We start from the raw sequence: 25,494 nt of genomic DNA, 5'->3' as shown, positions 1-25,494 counted from the left end.
GGCCGCCATTTTACAGAATACAGACGAAAGGGTCAGATTATGCCGCTCACTCAAGAGCAGAAGAAACAGTACAAATCCATTGGCCACCATCTGAAACCGGTTTTGATCGTGGCAGACAACGGTTTGACTGAAGGTGTGTTAGCCGAACTTGAACGCGCTTTGGCGGATCACGAGCTGATCAAGATCAAGCTCAACATCCTCGATCGCGAATCGCGCCTGGCGTCCATTGCAGAACTCTGCAAGGTCGGCAAAGCGGATCTGGTTCAGGTCATCGGCAAGATGGCACTGATTTACCGCAAGAACTTCAGCGTCAACAAGCAGCTGTCGAACGTCCATCGCTTCAAGTGATGGCAAGGGTCAAGGGTGTGCTTCGCGCACCCTGCCGCTCCATCCCGGCACCGGCTGCAAAACCAGCACCAACCCGGAAAAGCCCAGAACAAGATAGCTGAACACCTGCCAACGCACTGCATCCGGCCAGCCGGTACGCACCGCGAAAAACATCGCGCACGCATACAACGCCATCATCAGCAGTTGCCCGCGAATATCGCGCCATAGACTGGCAAGGCCCTCGGCCTGAACCAGCACCAAAGCCTGAAAAACTACACACGCCGAGGCGAAACCCACCATCAGCGAGTTTAGCTCGCCTGCAATTTCGTCGATCAGCAGCGGCGCCAGGCCAATTTGGCCCAGCACCGGCAGCAGACCGATGTGCAACAGCCACAGGCCGCCAACCCACAACATCTGAGTCAGCTGCCAAAGCATGGCGCCCGCACGCAGCGGGCGCCTTCTTTCAGATATGGCGGACTTCGACAATCTCGTACTCGATAACGCCACCTGGCGTCTTCACGGCGACCACATCACCCTCTTCCTTGGCAATCAAGGCGCGGGCCAATGGCGAACCTACCGAAATCTTGCCGAGTTTGAAGTCAGCCTCATCCTCACCCACGATGTGGTAAGTGACGCGCTCATCCGTCTCGACGTTGGCGATTTCAACGGTGGTGCCGAAAATCACTTTGCCGGTGTGAGGAATGGTCGTGACGTCGATGATGACCTGATTCTGAATCCGGCCTTCGATGTCACGAATCCGCGCCTCGACCATACCTTGCTGCTCGCGAGCAGCGTGGTATTCGGCGTTTTCCTTCAAGTCACCCAACTCGCGGGCCGTGCCGATATCCTGGCTGAGCTTCGGACGGACGACCTTGGTCAGGTGAGCGTGTTCTTCTTCCAGGGCTTTCGCGCCCTGGACGGTCATTGGGTACTTGATCATGCCTTCAATCCTGCGTGTAGATCCTGCAAGCGGCGTACAGTCTTCTCGGGACCGAACTTCAGCGCTTCGCAGATGGCTTCGCCAGCAGCAATAGTGGTGGTGCAGTAGATCTTGTGCTGCAAGGCATTACGACGAATGGAGTACGAGTCAGCGATCGACTGGCGACCTTCAGTGGTGTTGATGATCAGGGTGACTTCGTCATTCTTGATCATGTCGACCACGTGAGGACGACCCTCAGTCACCTTGTTCACACGACGCACTTTCAGGCCTGCGGCTTCGATCAGCTTGGCAGTACCGGCAGTGGCAACCACTTCGAAACCCAAGTTGATCAGATCACGGGCCACGCCTGCAACCAGCGGCTTGTCGTCGTCACGCACGCTGATGAACGCGGTACCGCCGGTCGGCAGCACTTCGCTGGCGCCCATTTGAGCCTTGGCGAACGCTTCGCCGAAGGTGTCGCCCACGCCCATCACTTCACCGGTGGACTTCATCTCTGGGCCGAGGATCGGGTCCACGCCGGGGAATTTGGCGAACGGGAAGACCGCCTCTTTCACGCTGTAGAAGTTCGGAATGATTTCTTTGGTGAAGCCGATTTCTTTCAGGGTTTTACCGGCCATGACGCGAGCCGCGATCATTGCCAGGGAAACACCGATGCACTTGGACACGAACGGTACGGTACGGGAAGCGCGCGGGTTGACTTCGATGACGTAGATGTCTTCGCCTTGCAGCGCCAACTGAACGTTCATCAGGCCGACCACGCCCAGTTCCAGGGCCATTTTCTTGACCTGTTCGCGCATCTCGTCCTGGATGTGGGCAGGCAGCGAGTACGGCGGCAGGGAGCACGCGGAGTCACCGGAGTGAACGCCGGCCTGCTCGATGTGCTGCATGATCGCGCCGATCACCACGTCGGTGCCGTCGCAGACCGCATCCACGTCCATTTCGATGGCGCAGTTGAGGAAGTGGTCGAGCAGCACCGGGCTGTCGTTCGACACTTTCACCGCGTCACGCAGGTAACGCTTGAGCTCTTCTTCTTCGTAAACGATTTCCATCGCGCGGCCGCCCAGTACGTAGGACGGACGCACCACCAGCGGGTAACCGATCTTGGCGGCAGCACGAATCGCTTCGTCTTCGCTGCGCACGGTGGCGTTTGGCGGCTGACGCAGGTTCAGACGCTCAACCATCTGCTGGAAACGCTCACGGTCTTCGGCACGGTCGATGGCGTCAGGGCTGGTGCCGATGATCGGTACGCCAGCTTCTTCCAGAGCGCGAGCCAGTTTCAGTGGAGTCTGGCCGCCGTACTGGACGATCACGCCTTTCGGCTTCTCGACGCGGACGATTTCCAGCACGTCTTCCAGGGTGACTGGTTCGAAGTACAGGCGATCGGAGGTGTCGTAATCGGTGGAAACGGTTTCCGGGTTGCAGTTGACCATGATGGTCTCGTAACCGTCTTCGCGCAGCGCCAGTGCCGCGTGTACGCAGCAGTAGTCGAACTCGATGCCCTGGCCGATACGGTTTGGACCGCCGCCGAGGATCATGATCTTGTCGCGACCCGACGGTGCGGCTTCGCACTCTTCCTCGTACGTCGAGTAGAGGTAAGCGGTGTCGGTGGCGAACTCGGCCGCGCAGGTGTCAACGCGCTTGTAGACCGGGTAAACCTCGAGCTTGTGACGGTGGCGACGCAGGGCCTTCTCGGTCACGCCCAGCAGTTTGGCCAGACGCATGTCGGAGAAGCCTTTGCGCTTGAGGCGGAACATCACGTCGCGGTCGATGCTGGCCAGACCCAGGGTCTTGACCTTCTCTTCTTCCTTGATCAGATCTTCGATCTGCACCAGGAACCACGGGTCGATCATGTTCATGCCGAAGATGTCTTCGACCGACAGGCCGGCGCGGAAAGCGTCAGCCACGTACCAGATACGCTCGGCGCCCGGCACGGTCAGTTCGCGCTTGAGCACGCTCATGCTTTCCGGGTTGCTCAGGTCGACCTTCTCGTCCAGACCGCAAACGCCCACTTCCAGGCCGCGCAAAGCTTTCTGCAGGGATTCCTGGAAGGTCCGGCCGATGGCCATGACTTCACCGACCGACTTCATTTGAGTGGTCAGGCGTGCGTCGGCTTTAGGGAATTTCTCGAAGGCGAAGCGTGGCAGCTTGGTGACGACGTAGTCGATCGACGGTTCGAAGGACGCCGGAGTCTTGCCGCCGGTGATGTCGTTCGACAGCTCGTCGAGGGTGTAACCCACCGCCAGTTTGGCCGCGACCTTGGCAATCGGGAAACCGGTGGCTTTCGACGCCAGGGCCGAGGAACGGGAAACCCGCGGGTTCATCTCGATGACGACCATGCGGCCCGTGTCCGGGCAGATGCCGAACTGGACGTTGGAACCGCCGGTTTCCACACCGATTTCGCGCAATACCGCCAGGGAGGCGTTACGCAGGATCTGGTATTCCTTGTCGGTCAGGGTCTGTGCCGGAGCAACGGTGATCGAGTCACCGGTGTGCACGCCCATCGGGTCAAAGTTTTCGATGGAGCAGACGATGATGCAGTTGTCCTTCTTATCGCGGACAACCTCCATTTCGTATTCTTTCCAGCCGATCAGGGATTCGTCGATCAGCAGCTCTTTGGTCGGCGACAGGTCCAGACCACGGGCGCAGATTTCTTCGAACTCTTCACGGTTGTAAGCAATACCGCCGCCAGTGCCGCCCATGGTGAAGGACGGACGGATGATGCACGGGAAGCCCAGGCGCTCAAGAACGGCGTTGGCCTCTTCCATGCTGTGGGCGATACCCGAACGCGGGCAGTCCAGACCGATGGACTTCATCGCCTTGTCGAAGCGCGAACGGTCTTCAGCCTTGTCGATGGTGTCAGCGTTGGCACCGATCATCTCTACGCCGAACTTCTCCAGAACGCCTTCGCGCTCCAGGTCCAGTGCGCAGTTCAGAGCGGTCTGGCCACCCATGGTTGGCAGCAGCGCGTCCGGACGTTCTTTCTCGATGATCTTGGCAACGGTCTGCCACTTGATCGGTTCGATGTAGGTGGCGTCGGCCATGGCCGGGTCGGTCATGATGGTCGCCGGGTTGGAGTTCACCAGGATGACGCGGTAACCCTCTTCGCGCAGGGCTTTGCAGGCCTGGGCGCCGGAGTAGTCGAATTCGCAGGCCTGGCCGATAACGATCGGGCCAGCGCCGAGAATCAGGATGCTTTTAATGTCTGTACGTTTTGGCATGGGTTTGTCACTCAAATCCGCAGGTCAGTCGGCAAGCCGTCTTGTTCAATCTATGAAGCCTTGAGGGGGCCGCCGGTGTCGGGACCACCCTCAAGCTTTGCTGCATCAAGGCGAGCGATCAGCGTCGCTTGGCCATTTCGTTGATGAAGCGATCGAACAGTGGTGCTACGTCGTTCGGGCCGGGGCTGGCTTCAGGGTGACCCTGGAAGCTGAAGGCGCTCTTGTCGGTACGCTCGATGCCTTGCAGGGTGCCGTCGAACAGCGATTTGTGAATCGCCCGAACGTTGGCTGGCAGGGTCGCTTCGTCTACCGCAAAACCGTGGTTCTGGCTGGTGATCATCACCACACCGCTGTCCAGATCCTGGACCGGGTGGTTGGCACCGTGGTGGCCGTGACCCATTTTCAGGGTCTTGGCGCCGGAGGCCAGAGCCAGCAGCTGGTGACCGAGGCAGATGCCGAATACCGGAATCTCGGTTTCCAGCACATCCTTGATCGCCTGGATCGCGTAGTCGCAAGGCTCCGGGTCGCCAGGGCCGTTGGACAGGAACACGCCGTCCGGCTTCATCGCCAGCACGTCAGCAGCAGGCGTTTGAGCCGGCACCACGGTCACGCGGCAACCGCGCTCGACCAGCATGCGCAGGATGTTCAGCTTGACGCCGTAGTCGTAGGCAACCACGTGGTACGGCAGCTCGGAGGCTGAGAGGGTCGCGTGGCTGTCGGTTTTCAGATCCCAGACAGTCGAGCGCCATTCGTAGGTTTCTTTGGTGCTGACGACTTTCGCCAGGTCCATGCCTTTGAGGCCAGGGAAACCTTGAGCAGCGGCGATGGCCGCTTCTTCGGAAATGTTGTCACCGGCCATGATGCAGCCGTTCTGTGCGCCTTTTTCACGCAGGATGCGCGTGAGGCGGCGGGTGTCGATACCGGCGATGGCCACAACGTTGTTGGCTTTCAGGTAGTCGGACAGGGACATCGTGTTACGCCAGTTGCTCGCAACCAGTGGCAGGTCACGGATGACCAGGCCAGCGGACCAGACGCGGTCGGACTCGGCGTCTTCCGGCGTGGTGCCGGTGTTGCCGATGTGCGGGTAAGTCAGGGTAACGATCTGTTGGGCGTAGGAAGGATCGGTAAGGATTTCCTGATAGCCGGTCATTGCGGTGTTAAACACCACCTCACCAACGGTTTGACCGTCGGCTCCAATGGCTTCGCCGCGAAAAATGCTGCCATCAGCAAGGGCGAGTATGGCTGGCTTAGTCAAGAAGACCTCCCGTAAATAAAGCCTGAAAGGGCGATCGCAGGTGTAAAAAAGCGGAGTGACGTATGGACACGTCACCCCGCTCATTCACTGAATTATTCTGCGCGCTTTTAGTGAACACACTAAAGCTGTAGCTTACAGAAAAAGGCATTTTTGGTCTACCGCCAATGAGCCCTAAAGGCTGGAGAATGCGACAGGACGTCGCTTGGCGTAATAAAACCGGATCCCATCGTTGGAATGGAACCCGGTTTCGGCTGCATCTTAACGCAGGTCGAGCACGTCTTGCATGTCGTAGAGGCCAGGCTCGCGACCGTCCAGCCACAACGCCGCACGCACCGCGCCCTTGGCGAAAGTCATGCGACTGGACGCTTTATGCGTGATCTCCAGGCGCTCGCCCTCACAGGCAAACAACACCGTGTGATCACCGACTACATCGCCGCCGCGCACGGTGGCAAAACCGATCGTTTCTCGCTCACGCGCACCAGTATGACCTTCACGCCCGTAGACCGCGACCTTCTGCAGATCACGATCCAGCGCGCTGGCAATCACTTCACCCATCCGCAGGGCAGTGCCCGAAGGCGCATCGATCTTGTGTCGGTGATGAGCCTCGATGATTTCGATATCCGCATCATCGCCCAACACACGAGCAGCCATGTCGAGCAGCTTCAGCGACAGGTTGACACCGACACTGAAATTGGCCGCGAACACGATAGGAATGTCCTTGCCCGCCTCGACCAGCAACTGCTTCTGCGCAGCATCCAGCCCTGTCGTGCCGATCACCATGGCCTTGCCTGCCTTACGGCAGAACGCCAGGTTTTTCAGCATGACTTCCGGCAACGTGAAGTCGATCAACACATCGAATTCTTCAGCCACCGCTTCCACATGACTGGACAGCGGCACGCCGATACGCCCCAAGGAGGCCAGCTCACCGGCATCCACGCCGACCAGCGTGCTACCGGGGCGCACGATGGCTGCTGTCAGACCGGTCAGCGGTGCGCGTTGCTGCACTGCTTCAACCAGGATTTTGCCCATGCGGCCAGCAGCACCCATCACAGCTATACGTCGCATGCTCACTCCTTACAGATCGCCGAAGAAGCGCTTCACGCCTTCGAACCAACCGGTGGTTTTCGGCGAATGGCTGTTGTCGTCCGCCAGCGAGCTACGGAATTCTTCCAGCAATTCGCGCTGACGGCGACCCAGGTTGACCGGGGTTTCCACTGCCACACGACACATCAAGTCACCGGCACCGCCACCACGCACGGGCGCAACGCCTTTGCCGCGCACACGGAATTGTTTGCCGGTCTGAGTCCCTTCAGGGATTTTCAGTTTGACCCGACCATCAAGGGTCGGAATCTCCAGCTCACCACCCAGCGCCGCATCGACGAAGCTGATCGGCACTTCGCAGAACAGGTGCTTGCCGTCGCGCTGGAAGATCGCGTGCTCGCGCACATTGATCACCACGTACAGGTCGCCAGTAGGCCCACCCTGAGCACCCGCCTCGCCTTCGCCGGACAGACGAATGCGGTCACCGGTGTCGACACCGGCCGGCACTTTCACGGACAGGGTTTTGTATTCTTCAACGCGACCGTCACCGTTACAGGAGGTGCACGGATCGGAAATAATCTTGCCCTGGCCATGGCAGCGCGGGCAGGTCTGCTGCACCGAGAAGAAACCTTGCTGCATGCGGACCTGACCGATACCGCCACACGTCGTGCAGGTGATCGGCGAGGAGCCTTTCTTGGCACCCGAGCCATCGCATGGCTTGCAGTTGACCAGGGTCGGAACGCGGATATTCACGGTCGTGCCGCGCACCGCTTCTTCCAGATTCAGTTCCAGGGTGTAACGCAGGTCACTGCCGCGCTGGGCGCCGCCACGAGCACCGCCGCGACCGCCACCGAAGAAGTCACTGAAGACATCACCAAAGATGTCGGAGAAGTTCTGACCGCCAAACCCGGCACCGCCGCCACCCATGCTTGGATCGACGCCGGCATGACCATACTGGTCGTACGCCGCTCGCTTGCTGGAATCGGACAGCACTTCGTAGGCCTCGTTGGCCTCCTTGAACATCTCTTCCGACGCTTTGTCATCGGGGTTACGGTCCGGGTGGTGCTTCATCGCCAGGCGACGGTAGGCCTTTTTCAGGTCCGCTTCGCTTGTGCCACGCTCAACACCCAATACTTCGTAATAGTCACGCTTTGCCATAAGTCTTTGCACTCTTAAGGACGTTCGCCAAACCTCTCCTGAGCCTCGGCAAACTCGTTGAGCCCCAATACAGGCCCGGACCCAACTCACGTCAATTCAACGATCCTGGTCTTTGATTCATTGCAGTACTTTCGGCTCGAAAAGCAGGAGCATTCCCGGCCATACCGCCCACACACGAGCGCTGTCGCATGCTGTAAAAATTCGTGTACTCCAGACACGCCAACGCGGGAGCAGGCTCCCGCGCGGCGACATCCTACCAGTCACCGCCTCAAGGCAGTCAACCGGGCGACCAACAACTTACTTGTGGTCTTTGACTTCTTCGAACTCGGCATCGACAACGTCATCAGCCTTTTCAGCTTTTTCGTCGTGCGGTGCCGCGCCTTCAGCAGGCTGGGCCTGTTCGGCGTACATCTTCTGCGCCACTGGAGCGGAGACTTTCGACAGCTCTTCAACTTTGGCTTCGATTGCAGCTTTGTCGTCGCCTTTAACAGCGGCTTCCAGAGCAACAACAGCGGCTTCGATTGCAGTCTTCTCTTCAGCAGTCACTTTATCGCCAGCTTCCGCGACCATTTTGCGAGTCGAGTGAACCAGTGCATCGCCCTGGTTGCGGGCAGTCGCCAGCTCTTCGAACTTGCGGTCTTCCTCGGAGTTCGCTTCAGCATCGCGAATCATTTTCTCGATCTCTTCATCAGACAAACCGGAGTTAGCCTTGATAACGATCGACTGAGCCTTGCCGGTGGCCTTGTCTTTGGCGCCTACGTGCAGGATGCCGTTGGCATCGATGTCGAAGGTCACTTCAATTTGTGGCACACCGCGTGGCGCTGGTGGAATCTCGGCCAGGTCGAACTTGCCCAACGACTTGTTCTGAGCGGCTTGCTTACGCTCGCCTTGCAGCACGTGAATGGTCACGGCGCCCTGGTTGTCGTCGGCAGTCGAGAACACTTGCGATTTCTTGGTAGGAATCGTGGTGTTTTTCTCGATCAGCGCAGTCATCACGCCCCCCATGGTTTCGATACCCAGGGTCAGCGGGCTGACGTCGAGCAGCAGAACGTCTTTCACGTCACCGGCCAATACGGCGCCCTGGATAGCAGCACCCATGGCAACAGCTTCGTCCGGGTTCACGTCTTTACGTGCTTCTTTACCGAAGAACTCGGTCACCAGCTTCTGAACCAGTGGCATACGGGTCTGGCCGCCGACCAGGATCACGTCGTTGATGGCGCCAACGTCGATGCCGGAGTCTTTCAGAGCGATGCGGCAAGGTTCGATGGTGCGCTGAACCAGGTCTTCAACCAGTGCTTCCAGCTTGGCGCGGGAAATTTTCACGTTCAAGTGCTTAGGACCGGTGGCGTCTGCAGTGATGTACGGCAGGTTCACGTCGGTCGACATGCTCGAAGACAGTTCGATCTTGGCTTTTTCAGCGGCTTCTTTCAGGCGCTGCATGGCCAGCGGGTCACCTTTGAGGTTCATGCCGCTTTCTTTCTTGAATTCGTCGACGAGGTAGTCGATCAGACGAATGTCGAAGTCTTCACCGCCCAGGAACGTGTCACCGTTGGTGGCCAATACTTCGAACTGGTGCTCGCCATCGACTTCAGCGATTTCGATCACGGAAACGTCGAAAGTACCGCCGCCCAGGTCGTAAACGATCACGGTATGATCGCCTTTCGCTTTGTCCATACCGTAAGCCAGAGCGGCTGCGGTTGGTTCGTTGATGATGCGTTTAACGTCCAGACCCGCGATGCGGCCGGCGTCTTTGGTCGCCTGACGCTGGCTGTCGTTGAAGTAGGCCGGAACGGTGATCACCGCTTCGGTCACTGGCTCGCCGAGGTAGTCTTCGGCGGTCTTCTTCATTTTCTTCAGAATTTCAGCCGAGATTTGTGGCGGCGACATTTTCTGGCCGTTCACTTCTACCCACGCGTCGCCGTTGTCAGCCTTGGCGATTTTGTAAGGGACCATCTTGATGTCTTTCTGTACGACTTCTTCGTCGAACTTACGACCGATCAGACGCTTCACCGCATACAGGGTGTTGTGCGGATTGGTCACAGCCTGACGCTTGGCCGACTGGCCAACCAGGATTTCGCCATCGTTGGCGTAAGCGATGATCGACGGCGTGGTACGCGCGCCTTCGGCGTTTTCGATTACTTTGGCTACGCCGTTTTCAAGTACGGAGACGCAGGAGTTGGTAGTCCCCAGGTCGATACCGATAATTTTGCCCATGTTCACTCTCCCGAAACTTTGGATTTGGTTGCCGCAGCAGTGGTGGCTAACTGCGGTAGCACTTAAACGCTTGACTTCTAAATGGGGGTCTTGCGGCTAATTTCAAGCCTGCTCGTCAATAGAAGGCGAAACTGGCGCAGGAGCCTTGCTGACCACGACCATGGCCGGGCGCAGCAGGCGACCATTGAGCTGATAACCCTTCTGGAACACCTTGAGCACGCTGTTCGGCTCGACGTCGGCGCTTTCCTGCATGGCCATTGCCTGATGTTGAACGGCGTTGAACGGTTCGCCATGCGGATCGATTGCTTCCAGCTGATAACGCTTCAGGGTGTCCTGGAACATTTTCAGGGTCAGCTCGATGCCTTCGCGCATTGGACGGATGCTTTCGTCGTCCGGATTGGACAACTCCAGACCACGCTCCAGGCTGTCGATGATCGGCAGCAAATCGCCAGCGAATTTTTCCAGGGCGAATTTGTGCGCTTTTTCTACATCCTGCTCGGCGCGACGGCGGACGTTCTGCAGATCAGCCGCTACACGCAAGGCCTGATCCTGGGCGCCAGCCAGTTGCTCTTCGAGCACTTGTACACGAGCCGCCAGGTCATTACCCGAATCCTGGGCAGCCTGATCGGCGTCTAGATTTTGCGTATCCACTGTCTGTTCGTCAGCCATAGATTTCTCCTTTCAATTTCGTCCGCGAGCTCAACTCGCGCTTCTGTCCCGGTATATGGGGCCGCAAAAATCAGCTTCAAGGGGCTTGTTATGATTAACCCTACAAAAAACAGCTGCATTGTCATTCCTCGACGCGCTAACGATTTCGTCGGATCAAGCAAATCGAGCTAAGCGAGGGCATTGTCAGGCACAAATAAAACACTGTATAAATAACCAGACCTAAAGCCTGGGAGCGGCCTTTATGCTGGTTCACCTGTCCGTACACAACTACGCCATCGTCGAACATCTCGATCTCGAACTCGATCGCGGGATGAGCGTGATCACGGGGGAAACCGGCGCCGGCAAGTCGATCATGCTCGACGCCCTCGGCCTGACCCTCGGCGATCGCGCCGACAGTGGCGTAGTCCGTCCCGGTGCCGACAAAGCCGACATCCTGGCCACCTTCGACCTGATCGACATTCCGGAAGCCAGCGCCTGGCTGGCCGAACGCGACCTCGAAAGCGATGGCCCGTGCATCCTTCGCCGGGTGATCACCGCCGAAGGACGATCGCGCGGCTATATCAACGGCACGCCCTGCCCGCTCGGTGACCTCAAGGCCCTGGGCGAACTGCTGATCGATATCCACAGCCAGCATGAGCATCAGTCACTGCTCAAAACTGACACTCACCGCCGCTTGCTCGACGAATATGCCGGCGCCACCGACCTTGCACGCCAGGTGCAATTAGCCGCCCAACGCTGGCGCCAGACCCGTCAGGAGCTGGAACGCCTCTCCAATTCCGGCGATGAACAACGCGCTCGCCATCAATTGCTCAGCTATCAGCTCGAAGAACTGGAAAACCTCGGCCTCGGTGAAAACGAACTGGAACAGCTGGAACAGGAACACAAGAACCTGACCAACGCCGAAACCCTGCTGGGCATCTGCCGGCAAGTGGTCGAGCAATGCAGCGAAAGTGATTCCGGCAATGTCCTGAATGCCCTGACCGCCAGCCTCAATCGCCTGTCGAGCGTAAACAACTCGATCGGAGCGCTGGGGGAAGCCAGCAGTTTGCTGACCAGTGCACAAATCCAGGTAGAAGAAGCTGTGGGCGAGCTGAATCGCTTTCTCGACAACTTCGACGCCGACCCGGCGCGCCTTCAATACCTCGAAGAACGCCTCGATGCGATCTACACCATGGCGCGCAAGCACCGCATCCAGCCCACCGAGGTGGCCGAGATGCAGCAGCGCTTGCTGGATGAAATCGAAACCTTGAATGCCAATGATGAATCCATTGAGCGACTGAGTGATGAGCTGGCCTCTTATGCCCGCCATTACCAGGAGAAGGCTCGGGAACTGAGCGATCTGCGCCATCAGGCGTCCACTAGTCTGGCCAGCGCCGTGGAGCAGGAAATCCAGCGATTGGGTATGCCCGGCGGTCGTTTCACCATCGAATTGCGCCCCAATGGCAGCGATGAATTACTTCCCAACGGGCTGGAACAAGTCGAGTTGCTGGTGAGCGCCAACCCGGGCCAACCCTTGAAAGCCCTGGCCAAAGTAGCCTCGGGTGGTGAGCTGTCACGGATCAGCCTCGCGATTCAGGTGATCACCGCGCAGACTTCACGCGTTCCGACACTGGTATTCGACGAAGTGGACGTGGGTATCGGCGGACCGACTGCAGAGATTGTCGGCCAGCTGCTGCGTCGCCTCGGTGAACGCGGACAGGTGCTGACAGTGACTCACTTGCCGCAAGTGGCGGCGCAGGGTCATCAGCATTTATTTGTACACAAGGTCCGTGGCGAGGATGCGACCCGCACGGCCGTGTCCAAGCTGAGCAAGAATGATCGTGTCGAAGAAGTCGCGCGGATGCTGGGCGGCATCGACCTGACCAAGGAATCCCTGGCTCACGCGAAAAAAATGGTCGTTACCGCAAAAATTTAGTAACGGCAGAAAGCACGAAGGCGACCCTGAGGTCGCCTTCGCTCGTTTCGCGAACCTGAAGTTCGCGCGACATGCTTACTTTTTCTTGCGCACGTACAGTACAAGGTTGTGATCAACCATCTCAAAGCCATATTTGTCGACAATGGCTTTCTGCAGACGCTCGATTTCTTCGTCGAAGAATTCGATCACTTCACTGGTCTCGACGTTGACCATATGGTCGTGATGCTTGCCGTCGTCCAGCTCGAAGACCGCATGGCCTCCGTCGAAGTTGTGCCGCACCACAAGGCCAGCTGCCTCGAACTGGGTCAGTACACGGTAAACCGTGGCCAGACCGACGTCCTCACCAGCCTCCATCAGCGCCTTGTAAACATCCTCGGCACTCATGTGGCGTTGCTGGGCGGAATCGAGCATTTGCAGAATCTTGACCCGCGGAAGGGTCACTTTGAGGCCGGCTTTGCGTAGTTCGCTATTTTCAACCATGGTCAGCTTTCTCGCGATGCTGCTTCGCAGCTTCTCTTAATGCGGGTATGATCGGCGTTTACGTTGTCCCAGCCAAGATAGTGGAAGTCGCCCACCGATGCAAAACACCAAGCTCTTGCTAACCAGTTTCACCTTTGTGGGACTGCTCGCACTCGCCGGTTGTTCATTCCCCGGGGTTTACAAAATCGACATCCAGCAGGGCAATGTCGTCACGCAGGACATGATAAACCAGTTACGCCCGGGAATGACCCGTAAGCAAGTACGGTTTATCATGGGCAACCCCCTGTTGACCGACACGTTCCATGCCGATCGCTGGGATTATCTGTACAGCCTGCAACCGGGTGGCGGTGAACGCCAACAGGAACGCATTAGCGTTATCTTCAACCCAAATGACCAACTTGTCAGCCTCTCTGGTGATTTCATGCCAGGCGTGAGCCGGGACGAAGCCATTCTCGGCAAGGACAGTGGCACTAACGTGACCGCACCTGCTGAAAACGCCGAGAAGCCGAAGCCGGAAAAACCGGTGAAGCCAGGTTCGTTGCTGGATCAGATCCAGAAGGACGTCGACGGTGTAGAAACCGTTCCGGTCCCGACGCCAGAACCGCTGGAAACCTCGCCGCAATAATTTGCGACGCAATAAAAAACCCGGCATGTCCGGGTTTTTTATTGTCTGGCGTTTGGCACATCACTGATTCCGCGCTTTGGCCTCGGCAGCCTTGGCGGCGCGAAGCCGGCGAACCTCTTTCGGATCAGCCAGCAGCGGCCGATAAATCTCGATGCGATCCCCCGCCTGAACCTGACGAGCGTCCGGATCCGCGACCACCTTGCCGAATATCCCTACGGGACAATTTGCCAGATCCAGCTCCGGAAACGCCTCGGCCACCCTCGACTTCAGCAAAGCCATCCGCACTGTCGTACCTGCGGGCACCGTTTCACAGAGAAGCACCTGACGATCCACGGCGGCATACACCACCTCAACCTCGATCACGGCCTCACCCATGCATCTGCTTGGCGCGCTGGCAGAACGCATCCATCAGCGTATTGGCCGCCTGATTGAATAGAGGCCCCAGGGTCGCGCGAACAATCGGCCCGGCGTAATCGAACGAAAGGTCCAGGCTGATCTTGCAGGCCTTGTCGGTCAACGCCTTGAACACCCAGATGCCATGCAACTGAGTGAACGGGCCTTCCTCGAGGTTCATCTCGATCGATTGCCCCGGAACCAGCGTGTTGCGCGTCACGAAATGCTGACTAAGCCCCCCCTTGGCCACACCGACGCTCGCGCGCATTTGCTCGGGAGAGCTTTCCAGGACTTCGGCCGACGAGCACCACGGCAAAAACTCCGGGTAACGCGCCACGTCATTGACCAGGTCATACAGCGCTTGCGCCGGATACGGCAGCAGTGCCGAACGTTGAATGTGTGTCGTCATGTCAGCGTCAGTTCCATAGCTGGGCGGCAAACACTACAAGAATGCCGATGGGCGCCACATAGCGCATCAAAAACAGGGACAGATTGAACAGCATGGGGCTGCGGATCGACAACTCATCGCGCACCGCTTCACGCCCCATTACCCAGCCTGCAAACACCACGAAACACAAACCACCGAGTGGCAGCATGATCCGCGAAGTGAAGAAGTCGATTACACCGAAGAAATCCAGGCCGCTGGCCGCACCCCATTGATAGAGATGGAACATTCCGCCTTCGTTCACGAAAAATTTGGCTTCCCTCCAGATATTGAAGGAAAACACCGTGCCCAGACCAACGAACCAGCAAGTGAACGCCAACCAGAACGTCACCCAGGCGCGACTGACTTTAGTACGTTCAACCAGGTAAGCCACCATCGGCTCCAGCAACGAAATCGCCGAACTCCAGGCCGCAATCGCTACCAGCACGAAAAACACCACGCCCATCAACTGGCCGAACGCTACGTTACCAAAGGCAAATGGCAGGCTGACGAACATCAGGCCGGGGCCTTCGCTCGGATTCAGGCCGGCAGCAAACACTATTGGAAACAATGCCAGGCCGGCCACGAGTGAAACAAAGGTATCGAGCAACGCGACACCGACGACGGTGCCGGAAATCGACGAGTCCTTCGGCATGTAAGCGCCGTAGATCATGATCGAACCCACGCCCACGCTCAGGGAGAAGAACGCATGCCCCATAGCTGGCAGCAAGCCGTCGAGGACTTTTTCCAGGTGGAAGTCGAACATGAAATGCACGCCCTCCATGAAATGGCCGGTGGTCATGCTGTAGCCCAGCAGCACCAGAATCATCACGAAGAGCAACGGCATCATGATGCGCAGGCTGCGTTCGAGCCCGGCGACGACGCCTTTGGCGATCACAATGGCGGACAGCAGCATAAAAATCGTGTGCCAAAGTGTCAGGCGCCATGGATCGGCGATCACCTTGCCAAAGTACGCGCCGACTTGCTCAGGCGTTACACCCTGGAAATCGCCGCGCCCCATGTCGATGATGTAATCCAGCGACCAGCCGCCGACAACACTATAGAAGGACAGGATCAGCAGCGCCGTGATCATCCCGGCGAACGCGCCCCAGGACCACTTCCCCGAATGCCCCGCCTCCAGCGCCAGCACCTTCAACGCGTTGGCCGGACTTTGCCGGGCGCGCCGGCCGATCAGCGTTTCCGCCAGCATGACCGGCACGCCGATCAGTGCGATACAGGCCAGGAACATCAACACAAACGCACCGCCGCCGTAGACCCCGACCATGTACGGGAACTTCCAGATGCTACCCAGGCCCACGGCCGAACCGGTCGCGGCAAGTATGAAGACCCAGCGGCTAGCCCAACTGCCGTGGACAGAAACCTTGTCTGTCGACATCGTTACCACGTCCAAGCATTGAAAAAAGAGGGCGCATTGTCCGGGATTCAATCAACCTGCTCAAGCACGCTGCGTCACCGTAGCCGACTCGCTTGCAACTCCCTATAATGCCGCCCCTATGGCTAAACAGAAGAAACACCCAACAGGGACCATCGCGCAAAATAAAAAGGCGCGACACGATTACTTCATCGAACATCGGTTCGAGGCTGGTCTGGTCCTGGCCGGCTGGGAAGTAAAAAGTCTGCGGGCAAGCAAGCTACAGCTGGTTGACAGCTATGTACTGCTCAAGGATGGCGAAGCCTGGCTGCTTGGCAGCCACATTACGCCCCTGACGACCGCCAGCACCCACGTCATCGCTGATCCGACGCGCACCCGAAAATTGCTGCTCAACCGCCGCGAGCTGGAAAAGCTGGCCGCTGCCGTGCAGCAAAAGGGTTATGCCTGCGTGTGCCTGTCCTGGTACTGGAGCAAGCACATGGTCAAGTGCGAGATCGCGCTGGGCAAGGGCAAGAAGGAATACGACAAGCGAGATACCGAACGCGAACGCGACGCCGGTCGCGAGTTGCAGCGTGCGGTGCGCAACAAGGGCAAGGAAGACTAATCTTTCGCCTTGAGACCGCTTTCGCGAGCAAGCCCGCTCCCACAAGGTCCGTGGATGCCGATATTTTTGCGGCAAACCGAGACCCCTGTGGGAGCGGGCTTGCTCGCGAAGGCAATCGCACAAACGATACAAAACTAACTGATTACATCCCCTTGCGCCGCTCAGCCCGGGCCATGCGCTGCACTTCCTGACGCACCTCTTCCAGCACTTCCTGCACATACAAAATGTGTCGACTGGAGACTTCCCGCGCCTGCTCCGCCCTTCCTTCGATAATCGCCACGTACAACTCCCGGTGCTGTGTGATCAGCATGTCGCGGGTTTCAGTGCGCTGTTTGTACATACCACCGATGTTGGTCACCACGTTGCGCTTGAGCAGATCGAACAGCCCGCGAATGGTGTGCAGCAACACCGCGTTGTGACTGGCTTCGGCGATTGCCAGGTGAAATTTCGCATCCGCCGCGCCCTCTTCCGCCCGGCTCACTTCATCGTGACGCGTGTAGCAATCCTGCAATTCATCAAAGGCAGCGGTCAGTCGCTCACGATCGACATCCGTGGCACGCAGTGCCGCGTAATAGGCGCAGGACGCTTCCAGGGTGTGGCGAAACTCCAGCAGATCACGCTGGGCCTCGGGGTTGCTTTCCAGCAGATGAAGCAGCGGATCACTGAAGGTCGTGCCCAGTGATTCCACCACGTAATTTCCGCCGCCCTGGCGACTGACCAGCAAGCCCTTGGCCGCCAGTTTCTGAATCGCTTCGCGCAACGAAGGGCGTGACACGCCGAACTGCTCGGCCAGCGCGCGCTCTGCCGGCAAGCGCTCACCCGCCTTCAGCGTGCCCTCGAGGATCATCCCCTCAAGCTGCTCGACAATATCGTCAGACAAACGGCGCTGACGAATTTGATCAAACCCCATAACTCAAATCTCCACGATCCCGACGGTTCGCCGGGCTCTCTATTCTGGCGCATCAGCGCCGCGCGGGCACCTACCAGACAGCATTTGCTGAAGCAGATCAGGCCAACGCCACAGCGCTTGTTCGACAAAAGTTTTAGGGCGGCAAATTGACACACCGCCTACAAGGCTTTTACCCTAGCGAACAGCGATTGTAAATTGGTATTACCAATTATCCAAGAACGCTGAACAGTGCCTGACCAACAACAATTAGGGGCCACCCCATATGCAAACCTGGCAACAGCTCTATACCCCGCTCGGCAGCCTCGGCCTTTCCGCGCTCGCGGCCGTAATTCCCATCGTGTTTTTCTTTCTGGCGTTGGCCGTGTTCCGGCTCAAAGGGCACGTGGCCTGCAGCATCACGCTGGCCTTGTCCATTGCGGTCGCCATCTTCGCCTTTCAGATGCCGGTCGACATGGCATTCGCCGCCGCCGGGCATGGCTTCGCTTACGGCCTGTGGCCGATTGCGTGGATCATCGTGGCCGCCGTGTTCCTCTACAAACTGACGGTCAAGAGTGGTCAGTTCGAAGTGATCCGCAGCTCCGTCCTGTCGATCACCGACGACCAGCGCTTGCAGGTGTTGCTGATCGGCTTCTGCTTCGGCGCCTTCCTTGAAGGTGCAGCCGGTTTCGGCGCACCGGTAGCGATTACCGCCGCACTCCTTGTAGGACTGGGCTTCAATCCGCTGTATGCCGCAGGCCTGTGCCTGATCGCCAACACCGCGCCGGTGGCGTTCGGCGCACTGGGAATTCCGATCATCGTGGCCGGGCAAGTGACCGGTATCGATGCGTTCAAGATCGGCGCCATGACCGGCCGCCAACTGCCGCTGCTGTCGCTGTTCGTGCCGTTCTGGCTGGTGTTCATGATGGACGGCCTGCGCGGTGTGCGGGAAACCTGGCCAGCAGCGCTGGTGGCCGGTTTGAGCTTTGCCGTCACCCAGTACTTCACCTCGAACTTCATCGGCCCGGAACTGCCGGACATCACCTCGGCCCTGGCCAGCCTGATCTCCCTGACGCTGTTCCTGAAAGTCTGGCAGCCGAAACGCGCTGCTGGCCAACACATCGTTGGCGCGGTCTCGGCCTCCGTTGTGACTGCCAGCGCCGGCGGTTTCGGCCAGCCGCGCACAACCGTGGCCTCGCCTTACAGCCTCGGTGAAATTTTCAAAGCCTGGTCGCCGTTCCTGATCCTCACCGTGCTGGTCACTATCTGGACCCTGAAACCGTTCAAGGCGATGTTTGCCGCTGGCGGTTCGATGTACAGCTGGGTGTTCAACTTCGCCATTCCGCACCTGGACCAGATGGTGATCAAGGTCGCCCCGATCGTGACGGCTCCGACGGCGATCCCGGCCGTATTCAAACTCGACCCGATTTCCGCGACCGGCACGGCGATTTTCTTCTCCGCGCTGATCTCGATGCTGGTGCTGAAGATCAATATTAAAACTGGTCTGACCACTTTGAGAGAGACCTTCTACGAGCTGCGCTGGCCGATTCTGTCCATCGGCATGGTGCTGGCGTTTGCCTTCGTCACCAACTACTCGGGCATGTCGTCGACCATGGCCCTGGTACTGGCAGGCACCGGCGCGGCATTCCCGTTCTTCTCGCCGTTCCTCGGCTGGCTGGGCGTGTTTCTGACCGGTTCCGATACCTCGTCCAACGCGCTGTTCAGTTCGTTGCAAGCGACCACCGCGCACCAGATCGGCGTCAACGACACCTTGCTGGTCGCAGCGAACACCAGCGGCGGCGTGACCGGCAAGATGATCTCGCCACAATCGATCGCTGTGGCCTGCGCCGCGACCGGTCTGGTGGGCAAGGAATCGGATCTGTTCCGCTTCACCCTCAAGCACAGCCTGTTCTTTGCAACGATCGTCGGCTTGATCACCCTGGCTCAGGCCTACTGGTTCACCGGCATGCTGGTGCACTGAGTACTACAAGACAAACAGCAAAAACCGACGCCGGACTACGATTCCGGCGTCAGCTATCCACAACCCGGTCTGTAAGGCTGCTGAAAGAATCACTCTCTATATTTCAGCAGCCTCAGCGGACGGATAACCGGCCGAGAGACACGCCTGATGAGCGAGCTTTTTTACAACGCCGTGCCAAACGCGACCCGCGTCGCTCCGCCACTGCCCGAGCCTCGGCAATATCCCAGCGAAAAACCGTCACGGGTCTACTTGTTCGGAACCTGCGTGGTGGACTTGTTCTACCCGGAAGCCGGGATGGACGCGATTCACCTGCTGGAACGCGAAGGCATTCGTGTCGAGTACCCGCAGGGGCAAAGCTGCTGCGGACAACCGGCCTACACCTCCGGTTACACCGACCAGGCCCGGACCGTGGCACGCTCGCAACTGGCGCTGTTCGCTGGGGATTATCCGGTGGTGGTGCCGTCGGGATCGTGTGCCGGCATGTTGCGCGAACACTACGCCGACTTGTTCAAGGACGAGCCGGAAACACTCAAACAGGTTCAGGCGCTGGCAGCCCGGACTTATGAGTTGGCCGAGTTTCTGTTGTTCGTCTGCAAGGTGCAGTTCAAGGACAGCGGCAAACCGGTCAAAGTGGCGTTGCACACTTCGTGCTCGGCACGTCGCGAGATGAACACCCACCTGCACGGCCGCGAGTTGTTGGCGCAGCTGGGCAACGTGGAGCGAGTGGACCACAGCCACGAAAGCGAATGCTGTGGCTTTGGTGGGACTTTCAGCGTCCGTATGCCAGACATTTCCGGCGCGATGGTGGCTGACAAGACCCGGTCGTTGAAGGAATCCGGCGCGCACCAGGTACTCAGTGCCGACTGCGGTTGCCTGATGAACATCAATGGCTCGCTGGAGAAACAGAAGGAAGCGTTGCGCGGCCAACACCTGGCCAGTTTCCTTTGGCAGCGAACCGGAGGTGTTCAATGAACGCTCCCGTGATTATTCCTACGGTTGCCGTAGAAGAAGATTTCCGCACCCGTGCTCATAAGGCGTTGGGTGACAAGCAACTGCGAAACAACTTTCGCACTGCGATGGATTCACTGATGACAAAACGGGCAACGTCCTTCAGCGATGCCCACGAAAGAGAACATTTGCGAGTGCTGGGTAATGCTGTCCGCGCCCGTGCGTTATCGAAGTTGCCCGACCTGCTCGAGCAACTTGAACAGAACCTGACCCGCAACGGTGTGACAGTGCACTGGGCGGAAACGGTGGACGAAGCCAATGGCATCGTCCTCTCGATCATCCGCGCTCACGAGGGGCGGCAAGTGATCAAGGGCAAATCGATGGTCAGCGAAGAGATGGAGATGAATCACTTCCTCGCTGAACAGGGCATTGAATGTCTGGAATCGGACATGGGCGAGTACATCGTCCAGCTCGACCACGAGAAGCCTTCACACATTATTATGCCGGCGATCCACAAGAATGCCGGTCAGGTCGCGTCCTTGTTTCACGACAAACTTGGCGTGGAGTACACCAAGGACGTTGACCAACTCATTCAGATCGGTCGCAAAGTCTTGCGGCAGAAATTCTTCGAAGCAGACATCGGCGTCTCCGGCGTCAACTTCGCCGTGGCCGAAACCGGCACCCTGCTGCTGGTGGAGAACGAAGGCAACGGCCGCATGACCACCACGGTGCCACCGGTGCACATTGCTGTCACCGGCATCGAAAAAGTCGTGGAAAACCTGCGTGACGTGGTGCCGCTGTTGTCGCTGCTGACCCGTTCGGCCCTTGGCCAGCCGATCACCACCTACGTCAACATGATCTCCGGCCCGCGCAAGGCGCACGAACTCGACGGTCCTCAGGAAGTGCATCTGGTGCTGCTGGACAACGGTCGCAGCCAAGCCTTTGCCGACAGCGAATTGCGCCAGACTCTGAACTGCATCCGCTGCGGCGCCTGTATGAATCATTGCCCGGTCTACACCCGAATCGGCGGTCACGCCTATGGGGAGGTTTACCCCGGGCCTATCGGAAAAATCATCACCCCGCACATGGTCGGCCTGGCAAAAGTCCCGGACCATCCGAGCGCATCATCGTTGTGCGGTGCCTGCGGTGAAGTCTGCCCGGTAAAAATTCCTATACCTGCATTGTTGCGTCGCCTACGGGAAGAGAACGTCAAAGCCCCGGACAGCCCGCATCAAGTCATGCGCGGCCAGGGCAGCAAGTACTCGCGCAAGGAACGCTTTATCTGGAACGCCTGGGCCAGGCTCAACAGCTCGCCGACGCTGTATCGTCTATTTGGCTACTTCGCGACGCGACTGCGCGCCCTCGCACCGAGCAACGTCGGTCCATGGACGCAAAACCACAGCGCCCCGAAACCCGCTGCCCGCTCACTGCATGACATGGCCCGTGAACATCTGGCCAAACAGGGAGACCGCTGATGAGCGCCAAGCAAAATATCCTCGCCAAGTTGCGGAAAAGTCTGACGGGCACCACGCCCGTGCCTGACGAATTCGACGTCGAACTGGTGACAGCGCCGTACACCTACGCGCCTGAGCAACGCATTCCGCAACTGCGTAAACTGATGGAAGCGGTGCACACGGAAATCCATCTGACATCAGGCGACAGTTGGCCAGGACTGCTGGCGCAATTGCTGCGCGATCGCCAATTGCCAAGCTTGTTGATCGCACCGACTACGCCTCATGGTCAACGTATCGCTCAGCACTGGGAGAAAAATTCTGGCCTGCCCACGCTTAAGTCCTACGACCGTCCGGTTGAAGAATGGAAAGCCGAGCTGTTCAACGACACACCCGCCAGTCTGACCGGAACCTTCGGAGCAATCGCTGCCACAGGTAGTCTGATTCTCTGGCCGACGCGGGAAGAACCGCGTTTGATGAGCCTGGTGCCGCCGGTGCATTTTGCCTTGCTCAAGGCCAGTGAAATACGCGACAACTTCTATCAGGTGCAGCAGGAATTCAACTGGGCGCAAGGCATGCCGACCAACACGCTGCTGATCTCCGGCCCGTCGAAGACCGCTGACATCGAGCAAGTCCTGGCCTACGGCGCTCACGGTCCAAAAGACCTGGTGGTTTTGATTCTGGAGGACCAATGACTCTACCGGCGGCTTTCCTGCGAGATGCACAGAAACTGATCCCCCAAGAGCGACGTTTCGACGATCCACTGTCGACATTGGCCTTCGGCACCGACGCCAGTTTCTACCGGCTGATTCCGAAACTGGTGATCCGCGTCGAATCCGAAGATGAAGTGGTGGCGCTGCTCGGACTGGCGCAACGGGATCAAGTCCCGGTGACCTTCCGCGCCGCCGGCACCAGCCTGTCCGGCCAGGCCATCAGCGATTCGGTGCTGATCGTGCTTGGGGATAACTGGAACGGTCGCGAGATCCGCGGTCAGGGCACGCAAATCCGCCTGCAACCGGGCGTGATCGGCGCACAGGCCAACGCCTGGCTGGCACCGTTCGGGCGCAAGATCGGTCCGGACCCGGCCTCGATCAACGCCTGCAAAATCGGTGGCATTGTCGCCAACAATGCCAGCGGCATGTGCTGCGGCACGGCGCAAAACACCTATCACACGCTGGCCGGTATTCGCCTGGTGCTCGCCGACGGCAGCCGCCTCGATACCGAAGATGCGGCGAGTGTCGCGGCGTTTCGTGAGAGCCACGCAGCACTGCTTGAACGTCTGGCGACACTGGGCCGCAAGACCCGCGCCAATTCCGAATTAGCCGCAAAAATCCGCCACAAATATCGTCTGAAAAATACCACCGGCCTGTCACTCAACGCCCTGGTGGATTTCGATGAGCCTGTGGATATCTTGAGCCACTTGCTGGTGGGTTCCGAAGGCACGCTCGGGTTCATCAGCGCAGTGACCTACGACACCGTGATCGACCACCCGAACAAGGCGTCGGCGCTGATCGTGTTCCCGGATGTGGAAACCTGCTGCAACGCCGTCACCGTGCTGAAAAGCCAACCGGTGTCGGCCGTGGAACTGCTGGACCGCCGCAGTCTCCGTTCGGTGCAGGACAAGCCCGGCATGCCGGCTTTCGTACAGCATCTGTCGAACAATGCCTGCGCCCTGCTGATCGAATCCCGCGCCGCGTCGTCCACTTTGCTGCAGGAGCAACTGGCGCAAATCATGGCGTCGCTGGCCTCATTCCCGGTGGAGAAACAAGTCGACTTCACCGAAGATCCGGTCGAAAACGCACGCCTCTGGGCCATTCGCAAGGACACCTTCCCCGCCGTCGGCGCGGTGCGTAAAACCGGCACCACGGTAATCATCGAAGACGTGACCTTCCCGGTGGAACAACTGGCCATCGGCGTAAACCGTCTGATCGAGCTGTTCGACAAACATCACTACGACGAAGCGATTCTTTTCGGACACGCACTGGAAGGCAATCTGCACTTTGTCTTCACCCAAGGTTTCAACAACCCGGAAGAAGTCGCACGCTATCAGGCGTTCATGGACGACGTCGCGCAATTGGTCGCCGTGGAGTTCGGCGGCTCGTTGAAGGCCGAGCACGGCACCGGCCGCAACATGGCGCCCTTCGTCGAACTGGAATGGGGCAGCGATGCCTACCAGTTGATGTGGCAGCTCAAACGCCTGCTCGACCCCAACGGCATTCTCAATCCCGACGTGGTACTCAGCGATGATCCGCAGATCCACTTGAAGAATCTGAAACCGCTGCCGGCCGCCGACGAGATTGTGGATAAGTGCATCGAGTGCGGTTTTTGTGAACCGGTCTGCCCGTCGAAAGACCTGACCCTGAGCCCGCGCCAGCGCATCGTGATCTGGCGCGACATTCAGGCGAAGAAACGTGCAGACGTCGACACCACCGAACTGGAAGCCGCTTACGAATATCAGGGCATCGACACCTGCGCCGCCACCGGTTTGTGCGCCCAACGTTGCCCTGTAGGAATCAACACAGGCGAGCTGGTGAAAAAGCTCCGCAGCCGTAAGGCGACGCATACGAAAACTGCCAACTGGCTTGAAGGCAATTTCGCCACCGCACTGCAAGGTGCACGTTTCACCCTACACGTGGCCAACGGTGCGCGGATGCTGCTGGGAGCGCCGCGTCTGGCGAAACTTTCGGCGACGCTGACGAAGCTATCCAAAGGTCAGGTTCCTCAATGGACCAACGCCATGCCGCAGCCGGAAAAGGCCATTCGCTTCAGCCCGACCGTGACGGATGCGCGTCCGCGAGTGGTGTACCTGGCGGCCTGCGTTTCGCGGGTGATGGGTCCCGCAGCCGGTGACAAAGAGCAAATGTCGCTGTACGACAAAACCCGTGGCTTGCTGGAAAAAGCCGGTTACCAGGTAGTCTTTCCGGACAATCAGGACAGTCTCTGCTGCGGTCAGCCGTTCGCCTCCAAGGGCTACGCCGAACAGGCCGAACACAAACGCCAGGAACTGATTGGCGCGTTGCTGCACGCCAGCCGTGGCGGGCTCGATCCGATTTACTGCGACACCAGCCCCTGCACTCTGCGCCTGATTCAGGACCTGGGTGATGTTCGACTGGACCTGTACGATCCGGTGCGTTTCATCCGTACGCATTTGATGGAACGTCTCGAATTCACGCCACAGGAAGCGCCCATCGCGGTACACGTCACCTGCAGCACTCAGCACCTCGGGGAAAGTCAGGCGCTGATCGATCTGGCGCGTAAATGCAGCAAAAACGTGGTCATTCCCGAAGGCATTCACTGCTGCGGGTTTGCCGGCGACAAGGGCTTTACCACGCCGGAGCTGAACGCTCATTCGCTGCGCACGCTCAAGGATTCGGTGCACCAGTGCAGCGAGGGGATTTCGACCAGCCGCACCTGTGAGATCGGTCTGACGCAACACGGTGGAATTGACTACCACGGGCTGGTCTATCTGGTGGATCGAGTGACTCGGGCGAGGGATATGCAAGAAAAATAGAACCCTGATGCGCTGCCGTAGTCCACTGATCAAGCCCCATAAATGCGGGGCTTCCCCCAAA

22 protein-coding genes are annotated in these 25,494 nt (G+C 58.7%); 9 read left to right on the top strand and 13 right to left on the bottom strand.

What is annotated here, in order from left to right; translation table 11 throughout:
* The first annotated feature begins 39 nt into the window (after positions 1 to 39).
* Positions 40 to 348, top strand: coding sequence for a YhbY family RNA-binding protein (locus tag ACA073_RS03810; protein ID WP_007942889.1), 309 nt, complete (start codon positions 40 to 42; stop codon positions 346 to 348).
* A gap of 9 nt (positions 349 to 357) precedes the next feature.
* Here ACA073_RS03810 and ACA073_RS03805 read toward each other — a convergent pair whose 3' ends face one another.
* The 8 genes from ACA073_RS03805 to grpE all read right to left on the bottom strand — a co-directional run bounded on the left by ACA073_RS03805 (position 358) and on the right by grpE (position 10,822).
* Positions 358 to 762 (bottom strand): MFS transporter, encoded by a 405-nt coding sequence (locus ACA073_RS03805; protein WP_497401756.1) that lies wholly within the window; start codon positions 760 to 762, stop codon positions 358 to 360.
* Between the two features lie 28 nt (positions 763 to 790).
* On the bottom strand, positions 791 to 1,267 hold the full coding sequence (greA, locus tag ACA073_RS03800; RefSeq protein WP_150633542.1) for a transcription elongation factor GreA: 477 nt from the start codon (positions 1,265 to 1,267) through the stop codon (positions 791 to 793).
* The gene (gene carB / locus ACA073_RS03795) at positions 1,264 to 4,485 is read right to left on the bottom strand and encodes a carbamoyl-phosphate synthase large subunit (RefSeq protein WP_497401754.1); all 3,222 of its coding nucleotides are present in this window, start codon (positions 4,483 to 4,485) and stop codon (positions 1,264 to 1,266) included. The genes greA and carB overlap by 4 nt, the downstream gene beginning before the upstream one ends.
* A 118-nt stretch (positions 4,486 to 4,603) precedes the next feature.
* On the bottom strand, positions 4,604 to 5,740 hold the full coding sequence (gene carA, locus ACA073_RS03790) for a glutamine-hydrolyzing carbamoyl-phosphate synthase small subunit (protein WP_497401752.1): 1,137 nt from the start codon (positions 5,738 to 5,740) through the stop codon (positions 4,604 to 4,606).
* Positions 5,741 to 5,998: 258 nt separating this feature from the next.
* Positions 5,999 to 6,805 (bottom strand): 4-hydroxy-tetrahydrodipicolinate reductase, encoded by an 807-nt coding sequence (gene dapB, locus ACA073_RS03785; RefSeq protein ID WP_497401750.1) that lies wholly within the window; start codon positions 6,803 to 6,805, stop codon positions 5,999 to 6,001.
* Positions 6,806 to 6,814: 9 nt separating this feature from the next.
* The gene (dnaJ, locus tag ACA073_RS03780) at positions 6,815 to 7,939 is read right to left on the bottom strand and encodes a molecular chaperone DnaJ (protein ID WP_497401748.1); all 1,125 of its coding nucleotides are present in this window, start codon (positions 7,937 to 7,939) and stop codon (positions 6,815 to 6,817) included.
* Positions 7,940 to 8,236: 297 nt separating this feature from the next.
* The gene (gene dnaK, locus ACA073_RS03775) at positions 8,237 to 10,153 is read right to left on the bottom strand and encodes a molecular chaperone DnaK (protein ID WP_497401746.1); all 1,917 of its coding nucleotides are present in this window, start codon (positions 10,151 to 10,153) and stop codon (positions 8,237 to 8,239) included.
* Positions 10,154 to 10,255: 102 nt separating this feature from the next.
* A complete protein-coding gene (grpE, locus tag ACA073_RS03770) occupies positions 10,256 to 10,822 on the bottom strand; it encodes a nucleotide exchange factor GrpE (RefSeq protein WP_497401744.1) in 567 nt (188 codons plus the stop codon).
* Between the two features lie 241 nt (positions 10,823 to 11,063).
* Between grpE and recN the strand changes: the two genes are divergently transcribed.
* Positions 11,064 to 12,737, top strand: a complete 1,674-nt coding sequence (recN, locus tag ACA073_RS03765; RefSeq protein ID WP_497401742.1) for a DNA repair protein RecN — start codon at positions 11,064 to 11,066, stop codon at positions 12,735 to 12,737.
* 75 nt (positions 12,738 to 12,812) lie between these two features.
* Here recN and fur read toward each other — a convergent pair whose 3' ends face one another.
* Positions 12,813 to 13,217: a ferric iron uptake transcriptional regulator gene (gene fur, locus ACA073_RS03760; RefSeq protein WP_461951940.1), complete on the bottom strand. Its 405-nt coding sequence runs from the start codon at positions 13,215 to 13,217 to the stop codon at positions 12,813 to 12,815.
* A gap of 97 nt (positions 13,218 to 13,314) precedes the next feature.
* Between fur and ACA073_RS03755 the strand changes: the two genes are divergently transcribed.
* Positions 13,315 to 13,842, top strand: coding sequence for an outer membrane protein assembly factor BamE (locus tag ACA073_RS03755; protein WP_214380581.1), 528 nt, complete (start codon positions 13,315 to 13,317; stop codon positions 13,840 to 13,842).
* 60 nt (positions 13,843 to 13,902) lie between these two features.
* Here ACA073_RS03755 and ACA073_RS03750 read toward each other — a convergent pair whose 3' ends face one another.
* The 3 genes from ACA073_RS03750 to ACA073_RS03740 are packed head-to-tail and all read right to left on the bottom strand — an operon-like array spanning position 13,903 to position 16,055.
* Positions 13,903 to 14,217: an RnfH family protein gene (locus ACA073_RS03750; protein ID WP_497401739.1), complete on the bottom strand. Its 315-nt coding sequence runs from the start codon at positions 14,215 to 14,217 to the stop codon at positions 13,903 to 13,905.
* Positions 14,210 to 14,644 (bottom strand): type II toxin-antitoxin system RatA family toxin, encoded by a 435-nt coding sequence (locus ACA073_RS03745; RefSeq protein ID WP_497401738.1) that lies wholly within the window; start codon positions 14,642 to 14,644, stop codon positions 14,210 to 14,212. The genes ACA073_RS03750 and ACA073_RS03745 overlap by 8 nt, the downstream gene beginning before the upstream one ends.
* A gap of 7 nt (positions 14,645 to 14,651) precedes the next feature.
* Entirely contained in the window at positions 14,652 to 16,055 is a 1,404-nt protein-coding gene (locus tag ACA073_RS03740) for a sodium-dependent transporter (RefSeq protein ID WP_497401736.1), read from the bottom strand.
* Positions 16,056 to 16,173: 118 nt separating this feature from the next.
* Here ACA073_RS03740 and smpB point away from each other — a divergent pair, with 118 nt between their 5' ends.
* The gene (smpB, locus tag ACA073_RS03735; protein WP_018929470.1) at positions 16,174 to 16,656 is read left to right on the top strand and encodes an SsrA-binding protein SmpB; all 483 of its coding nucleotides are present in this window, start codon (positions 16,174 to 16,176) and stop codon (positions 16,654 to 16,656) included.
* Positions 16,657 to 16,798: 142 nt separating this feature from the next.
* On the opposite strand, the gene ACA073_RS03730 is transcribed toward smpB, so the two are convergent.
* Positions 16,799 to 17,566 carry a GntR family transcriptional regulator gene (locus tag ACA073_RS03730; protein WP_497401734.1) on the bottom strand — a complete coding sequence of 256 codons (768 nt, stop codon included), beginning with the start codon at positions 17,564 to 17,566 and terminating at the stop codon, positions 16,799 to 16,801.
* 262 nt (positions 17,567 to 17,828) lie between these two features.
* Between ACA073_RS03730 and ACA073_RS03725 the strand changes: the two genes are divergently transcribed.
* The 5 genes from ACA073_RS03725 to ACA073_RS03705 all read left to right on the top strand — a co-directional run bounded on the left by ACA073_RS03725 (position 17,829) and on the right by ACA073_RS03705 (position 25,433).
* A complete protein-coding gene (locus tag ACA073_RS03725; RefSeq protein ID WP_497401732.1) occupies positions 17,829 to 19,523 on the top strand; it encodes a lactate permease LctP family transporter in 1,695 nt (564 codons plus the stop codon).
* A 147-nt stretch (positions 19,524 to 19,670) separates the two neighbouring features.
* A complete protein-coding gene (locus ACA073_RS03720) occupies positions 19,671 to 20,495 on the top strand; it encodes a (Fe-S)-binding protein (RefSeq protein WP_497401730.1) in 825 nt (274 codons plus the stop codon).
* Positions 20,492 to 21,946, top strand: a complete 1,455-nt coding sequence (locus ACA073_RS03715; RefSeq protein WP_497401729.1) for a LutB/LldF family L-lactate oxidation iron-sulfur protein — start codon at positions 20,492 to 20,494, stop codon at positions 21,944 to 21,946. Before ACA073_RS03720 ends, ACA073_RS03715 begins: the two co-directional genes overlap by 4 nt.
* Positions 21,946 to 22,617, top strand: coding sequence for a LutC/YkgG family protein (locus ACA073_RS03710; protein ID WP_497401727.1), 672 nt, complete (start codon positions 21,946 to 21,948; stop codon positions 22,615 to 22,617). Before ACA073_RS03715 ends, ACA073_RS03710 begins: the two co-directional genes overlap by 1 nt.
* Positions 22,614 to 25,433, top strand: coding sequence for an FAD-binding and (Fe-S)-binding domain-containing protein (locus ACA073_RS03705; RefSeq protein WP_497401725.1), 2,820 nt, complete (start codon positions 22,614 to 22,616; stop codon positions 25,431 to 25,433). The genes ACA073_RS03710 and ACA073_RS03705 overlap by 4 nt, the downstream gene beginning before the upstream one ends.
* Positions 25,434 to 25,494: the final 61 nt, after the last annotated feature.

Source organism: Pseudomonas sp. LBUM1670 (assembly GCF_059695695.1).
The sequence above is the reverse complement of the archived record's forward strand: the minus strand, read 5'-3'. Positions and strand labels throughout refer to the sequence as shown.